Below are 6,588 nucleotides of genomic sequence, written 5' to 3' on the forward strand. Positions count from 1 at the left end.
TGTCTTCTTCCCTCCCAGGAGTGCAGAGAATTCAGAGATCTGGTTCCGGGGACCGAAAATGACGCCAAGACAACATGTTGACAGGGTGAGCGCCGAGGACATGATGTCCTTGGACGCGGACATCGGCTCAGCGCCAATGCAAGTCGGGGCCATCCTCATGCTCAGCACGGAAGGCAGCGAAGATTCGGCACCCCTCCTGGAAGCACTGGCGCGTCGGCTCGGCACTGTCCCCCGGCTGCGCCAGCGGCTGGTCTCTGTCCCCTTCGGCTGCGGGCGGCCCATTTGGGCGGATGATTCCGGCTTTGATCCGGCACACCATCTGGGCGTGATCGCCTGTCCGGCGCCCGGCGGTGAGGAAGCGGTGCTGAACATTGCGGCCGAAATGCTCGCTGCGCCGCTGTCCCGCGACCGTCCTCTCTGGTCAGCCAAGCTCATCACCGGCGTAAGCCCGGACCTGTCAGCGCTTGTTTTCGTCTTTCATCATGTCCTCACAGATGGAATTGGAGGTCTCGCCGTCCTGGAGGCCCTGGCAGCCGCGGAAGCCGGGTGGAATGGTCGCCGGGAGCCAGAGATTCCATACTCGGCGCTGTACCTGGCCATTGATGCTGCAAGGAGCCGAGTCAACGCACTGGCCCGGCTCCCGTCCGCACTGCGGACCGCAGCCGCCGGAGCCTCCGAACTGCGGCAGACGGGCAAACCCCGGGCTGCCCGCACCTCACTCAACCGCCCGACAGGTCCGCAACGGACGCTTGCCGTCCTCCGCTGCGACATGGAGGCAGTCAGAACCGCCGCGCACATGCAGGGAGCGACGGTCAACGATCTCATCCTCACCGCCGTCGCGACAGCCCTGCACCGCCTGCTCCTGGCACGGGGCGAATATGTCGAAGAGTTCGTCATCTCCGTGCTGTTTTCTGCACGCCGCCACACGACAATCACCTATCTGGGGAACCGGAGCGGCATCATCCCGGTGACCGTTCCCGCGGTCGGTCCGGCCAAGGGACGGGTGGCAGCCGTTGCCGCAACGATGAGGAGTGTCAAGCAGCGGCCTCCCGGAGCCTCCACTGCAATCATCGGCCCCATATCCCGGGTCGCAGCGCACCTTGGCGCCTACCGCTTCGTCATAGACCACCAACACCTTGTCCATACATTCGTCACGAACCTGCGGGGGCCCGAACGCGCCTTGGTGGTCGCGGGCAGGCCGGTAACCGGGATCATTCCACTCGGAGCGATCAGCGGCAACGTAACGGTTGCCTTTGCAGTCCTCTCCTACGCCGGCACGCTGACCATCACCACTGTCGCCGATCCCGAGACTTGCCCGGACCTGACAGGACTGCGTGACGAACTTTCCAGCGCCCTTGAAGCTCTGATGGTGACTGGGCCTTCATAAGCTTCGACCCGAGGATATCCGTTCATGAAGAGCCGTCGGCTCGGCGCATTCTCCGCGTGTGGATCCTAAGGGACTGRCCGAGCGCACACCGGATGCCTGTGGACATCCGGACGTGGCTGTTCCAGAATCGGGAATGTGCCCAGGACCGAGCAGTACGGGCTTGTCTTCGACGGTGAACTGCCGCCGATGCGTTCCCTGCGCACGGCGTGGCTGCTGGCATTGTTCCTGGGCTTCAGCGGCGCGGACAGGTTCTACCTCCACAAGCCGGTTACCGGCACCTTGAAGCTGTTGACGCTGGGCGGCGCCGGCATCTGGTGGCTCATTGACCTATTCCGGATCACCAATGAGTACGCCGCCGACGGGGCATCCATGCCGTTGGCCGGGACCAACTCCCTGCGACGCGGCCTGCGTCTGGCCTCGACTGCCCTGGTCGTCACCCTCGCCGGTGCGGTGGTCTGCGTCAGCGCCGCCCCCGTCACCGGGACTGTCACCGCCACAGTTGCCGCGATAAACGCAGTGCTGCATCCGGCCCCGCCGCCCCCGGTGAAAGAATGGGTCACCGTCGCGGAGGCCTCCGGCACGAAACCCCCGGGCGCACTCGTAACCCTCACCGGCAGGCTTCACATCGAGTACACCTTCACCGGCGCCGCCATTGCCTATCTCCAGCCCGTGAATGGACCGGCCCTCACCGTGTTGTCCCTGGCCAAGGCCGGCGCCGGGGCGATCGGCATCAGCCTGGCTCCGGGGACATACGCGCTGATAGTCAGCACAACCGGAGCCGTCTGGCACCTTACGGCCCAGGAATACCGGCCCTCCGGGTAGCGTCACGGTGCGCCGTGACACACCGGGCCGACCGCGGGGAAGGACTGGGACCTGACCGTTCCCTATTGAAGGGACGCGGTCAGGCGCGCCAGATTGTCGAATACTTTTTGGGCTACGGGCCGCCGGATCCAGTCTTCGAGCTGCAGCTCGCGGCTTTCCACGCGGTACCCGTCTTCGATCCCGCGAATGGCGTCCACAAAATCGCGCCCGTGCACAAGTACGGATACCTCCATGTTGAGGCTGAAGGAACGCACATCCATGTTGCTGGACCCAATCACCGCAACTTCCTCGTCAATAGTGAAGTGCTTGGAGTGCAGCACCTTCGGTGCCCGGTAAAGGTAAATCCTGACGCCCGCGCGGAGCAGTGCTTCGTAGTACGAACGCTGCGCGTGATAGACCATGCTCTGGTCACCGACCTCGGAAACAAAGAGCTCGACGCTTAGCCCCCGCGCGGCTGCCGTGACAATAGCCATCAGGATGGATTCGTCCGGGACAAAGTATGGACTGGTGATGCTGACGCGGCGCTCAGCTTTGTGGATAAGCGTCGCGTAGAGCTTCAAATTGTTGTCGTTGTCGAAGCTGGGGCCACTGGGCAGGACTTGCGCGTCGACGAGCGCAGAATGATGGCTGACGCCGATGGCGCTGGAATCCAGTGGCAGTATCACACCCGCTTCGCTGTACCAGTCCGTCGCGAAGACCGCATCCAGCTCCCGGACCACTGGTCCCTCAACGCGCATCATCAGTTCGTGCCACTGAAGCCCGCGCTTCAGGTTGCCCTTCGTGTCGTAGCTCGCGTCGATGAGGTTCTGGGACCCCGTGAATCCCACGCGGCCATCGACGACGCAGATCTTCCGGTGATTGCGCAGGTCCGGCCTCTGCCATTCGCCACGCCAAGGCCGCACCGGCAGCATGGGGCGATATTCCGCCCCTATCTCCTGGAGGAACTCCAAGGTTTCTTTCCGGCCGGGGAACTTCAGGCCAGCCAGGTGATCGGACAGAACCCGCACGTCAACGCCGCGCCGTCGTGCCCGGGCCAGCGACTGAAAATACGGCTCTGTCGTTGCGTCCAGCACGAGGATGTAAAACTCCACGTGCACATAACTTGTGGCCGAATCAATATCAGCGATCATGGCATCGAAAGCTCCGTTGTAGTCGCCCAACAGGGTCGCACTGTTGCCCGCGACCATAGGGAGCGCCCCAAGGTTGCTGTTCAACACCACCGCCGAATGCAGCCATTCCGGCCAATCAAGGCCGCGGCTTATGAACGGGCTGCCTTCAGTCCGGGCCAGGACCAGAGCGTTGACTTCGCGCTGCTTGTCCCTGCGCGCCTTGGGCAGTTTCGAGTAACCAACAAAGAAATATGCGACGGCACCAAGGATCGGTATGAAAATTATGGCGAGCACCCAGGCAATAGCAGAGGATGGACGGCGATTCATCGACACCAGGACAGCTGCGACGGTCACGAGTAGTATGTGGGCCGCCAGCAGGAGCAAGGCAAAAGTTTCAGCGTCCTGGAAGGATCCGCGCACGGCTGCCTAAACGTACTTCAAGGCACGAACGCCGTCAGACCAGCACCCGGCTCTTGGTTCCGTCAAAATATCCCAATAGTCTTCCCGGAAACTCATTTGCTTTTCCTGCTCTCAAAGATGCGTTCTCGTTTCCGGGACGGCATGTCCCTCAGCCCTGCCTTTGGAGGGTATGACCATTGTTTGCATTAGGTCCGGCATGGGCCTCACCCGCTGCGGGTGAAATTCCGGAAATGCATGGCGCGAGCTCCGAGTCGTGTTCGACCAGCTGGGCCGGCAGGCGACTGCCATGGCCCGTGGTGGCTGCGCGCCCGCGCTCAAGCAAACGGACCGGACCCCACCTAGGGGGGTCCGGCCCGTCCACCCTTTGAGAGCCGCGAGAGCTTTCTAGGAGAGGGCCCCGTCCGCCTTCACGGCAAGGACGGGCCGGTCCGCCTGCATGAGGATGCGCTGGGCGTGGCTGCCCAGGATGAATTTGCCGACCTGTGAGCGGTGCCGCAGGCCAATGACAATCAGGGATGCGTTGACCTCGCGGGCGACGTCCAGGAATTCATCGGCAAGGTCGTCACGGTACGGCGGCTGGATCACCGTTGCCCTGATTCCGGCCTCCGTGGCCCGGCGGCCGGCCTGCTCCAGGATGTCGGAGCCGGCAACGGCTTTGTCCACCAGGGCGCCTTCGCGGGCGGAGTTGACGATCACCAGGTCTTCGTTCCTGAGCATGGCTTCGGCAATGCCGGCGGTCAGCGCGGCCTCCCCTGCCGGTGTGGGGACGAATCCGACGATGATGCTCATACCTTCTCCTTGATTTTCGTGGTGATGGGCTGTTCGCTTGGCGCCGTCGTCCTCTTGGCCAGCAGAGTCCGGATGCCCGGGAGCACAGCTACCAGGACGAACACGATGAGCAGCGTCGCGGAGATGGGTCGGGTGAAGAAGCCCGTGGGATCGCCGCCGAACACGAGAAGTGAACGGCGCAGTGAGCTCTCCAGCAGGGACCCGAGGACGAACGCCAGGACCAGCGGACCGGGTTCAAAGCCGAACTTCTTCATCAGGTATCCCACGATCCCAAACACCACGACGAGCGTCACATCGAACATGCTGTTGTTGATGGTGTAGGCACCGAGCAGCGTGATGAGGGCGGTGACCGGCGCCAGGATCGCGGCGCGGACGCGGAGGATTTTCACGAAGATTCCGACGAGGGGCAGGCTCATGATCAGCAACAGGATGTTGCCGATGTACATGGAGTTGACCACGCCCCAGAACAGCCCGGGGTCCTGCTCCACCAACTGCGGGCCCGGCGTCACACCCTGGATCAGCAGGGCACCGAACATCAGGGCCATGGTGGCGTTAGCCGGGATTCCGAGGGTCAGCAGCGGGATGAACGACGACGTTGCTGCGGCGTTGTTGGCGGTTTCCGGTCCAGCGACGCCCTCCGGGGCCCCTTTACCGAACCGTTCCGGCTGCTTGGCGCGCTTCTTCTCCATCGCATAGGAGGCCATCGATGCGATGGTGGCGCCGCCACCGGGCAAAATGCCGAGGAAGAACCCGAGGACAGAACCGCGGGCGATCGCGCCGRAGGCCTGCGTGAGATCGGTCCGTGATGGCCAGACGTTCGTGACCTTGGACGGCGCCTTGGCGGCGCGGTGCCGCTCTTCGAGGTTGTAGAGGATTTCGCCCAGGCCGAAGATGCCCATGGCGATCGGCACGAAATCAATTCCGTCGGCCAGTTCCAGGTTGCCGAAGGTGAAGCGGCTTTCGCCGGTGAAGATGTCCCGGCCGACCGTTGCCAGCAGCAAGCCGACGGCGGCGGCGATGAGTGCCTTGGTCTTGGCACCGTTGCTGATGGTGGCGACCAACAGGATGCCGAGCAGTGCGAGCGCCGAGTATTCGGCCGGGCCGAAGTCGAGGGCAAAGCTCGCCACGACGGGCGCCAGGAAGGTCAAGCCAACGATTGAGGCGGTGCCGCCGATGAACGAGCCGATGGACGCCAGGCCGAGTGCGGTACCGGCCTTCCCCTGTTTGGCCATCTGGTAGCCGTCGAAGACGGTCACCACGGACGAGGCTTCGCCGGGAAGCCTCAGGAGCACGGAGGTGATGGTGCCGCCGTACTGTGCGCCGTAAAAGATGCCCGCGAGCATGATGATGGCGGTGACGGGTTCGACGTTGTAGGTCAGCGGCAGCAGGATGGCGATGGTTGCCGCGGGCCCCAGACCGGGCAGGACACCGATCAACATGCCGATGACGACGCCGATCAGGCAGTAGAGGAGGTTGCTCGGCTCCAGGACAACGGCGAATCCGTTGATCACGGGATTTAGAAAATCCACGGGGTTCTCCTAGAAGAGGTGGGGAATGGAGGTGTTGAGCGCAAGGACGAAGATTCCGTAGAACGCCGCCACGACGATCGCGCTTACCAGCAGGGTGGAGCGCCACGTTTCGCCGCCGAGGAAGCGCATCCAGATGATGCACAGGACGAGGGCGGGCAATTCAAAACCGATGGCCGGCATCAGCGCGACCATGGYGGCGAGGGTGACGAGCCCTGTCAGGGGTGCGGAGGACATGCGGGTGAACTTCTCCGCGTCCCGGTTGTGCCGCCCGACGGTCAACTGGAAGAGGCCCAGGACCACCATGACGCAGCTGATCATGAACGGCCACAGCCCGGGCTCCGGCGCTGCCGGAGTGCCGAGGCCCATGGCAACGGACAGGACCAGGGCGCCGGTGCCGACGCCGAGAACCACTAAGGAGGATGCCGCATTTGCCAGCGCTCCGGCGGCGGGCGRCTTCTCTTCCTCCCACTGCGCGGCGAGTTGCTCCGGCGTGAGGTCCTCCAGAACGTCGTCCCCGGGAGCTTGGGGGGCG

6 protein-coding genes are annotated in these 6,588 nt (G+C 63.7%); 2 read left to right on the top strand and 4 right to left on the bottom strand.

The window, feature by feature from the left end:
- The first annotated feature begins 85 nt into the window (after positions 1-85).
- Together AC1D1S_RS06810 and AC1D1S_RS06815 are read left to right on the top strand one after the other, a co-directional pair.
- Entirely contained in the window at positions 86-1,387 is a 1,302-nt protein-coding gene (locus tag AC1D1S_RS06810; RefSeq protein WP_476994062.1) for a wax ester/triacylglycerol synthase domain-containing protein, read from the top strand.
- 135 nt (positions 1,388-1,522) lie between these two features.
- On the top strand, positions 1,523-2,209 hold the full coding sequence (locus tag AC1D1S_RS06815; RefSeq protein ID WP_476994063.1) for a TM2 domain-containing protein: 687 nt from the start codon (positions 1,523-1,525) through the stop codon (positions 2,207-2,209).
- 62 nt (positions 2,210-2,271) lie between these two features.
- Here the strand turns inward: AC1D1S_RS06815 and cls are convergent, their stop codons facing one another.
- The 4 genes from cls to AC1D1S_RS06835 all read right to left on the bottom strand — a co-directional run bounded on the left by cls (position 2,272) and on the right by AC1D1S_RS06835 (position 6,560).
- On the bottom strand, positions 2,272-3,738 hold the full coding sequence (gene cls / locus AC1D1S_RS06820; RefSeq protein ID WP_308197205.1) for a cardiolipin synthase: 1,467 nt from the start codon (positions 3,736-3,738) through the stop codon (positions 2,272-2,274).
- Positions 3,739-4,122: 384 nt separating this feature from the next.
- The gene (locus AC1D1S_RS06825) at positions 4,123-4,527 is read right to left on the bottom strand and encodes a universal stress protein (protein WP_459385017.1); all 405 of its coding nucleotides are present in this window, start codon (positions 4,525-4,527) and stop codon (positions 4,123-4,125) included.
- Positions 4,524-6,056 carry a tripartite tricarboxylate transporter permease gene (locus AC1D1S_RS06830; RefSeq protein ID WP_476994064.1) on the bottom strand — a complete coding sequence of 511 codons (1,533 nt, stop codon included), beginning with the start codon at positions 6,054-6,056 and terminating at the stop codon, positions 4,524-4,526. The genes AC1D1S_RS06825 and AC1D1S_RS06830 overlap by 4 nt, the downstream gene beginning before the upstream one ends.
- A gap of 9 nt (positions 6,057-6,065) precedes the next feature.
- Positions 6,066-6,560: a tripartite tricarboxylate transporter TctB family protein gene (locus AC1D1S_RS06835; RefSeq protein ID WP_476994065.1), complete on the bottom strand. Its 495-nt coding sequence runs from the start codon at positions 6,558-6,560 to the stop codon at positions 6,066-6,068.
- Between the last annotated feature and the right edge of the window lie 28 nt (positions 6,561-6,588).

The organism is Arthrobacter sp. P1_A5 (assembly GCF_056406825.1).

Coding starts and splice junctions, on each gene's coding strand:
- AC1D1S_RS06825 (WP_459385017.1), bottom strand. CDS start 4,527: ATGAGCATCATCGTCGGATTCGTCCCCACACCGGCAGGGGAGGCCGCG.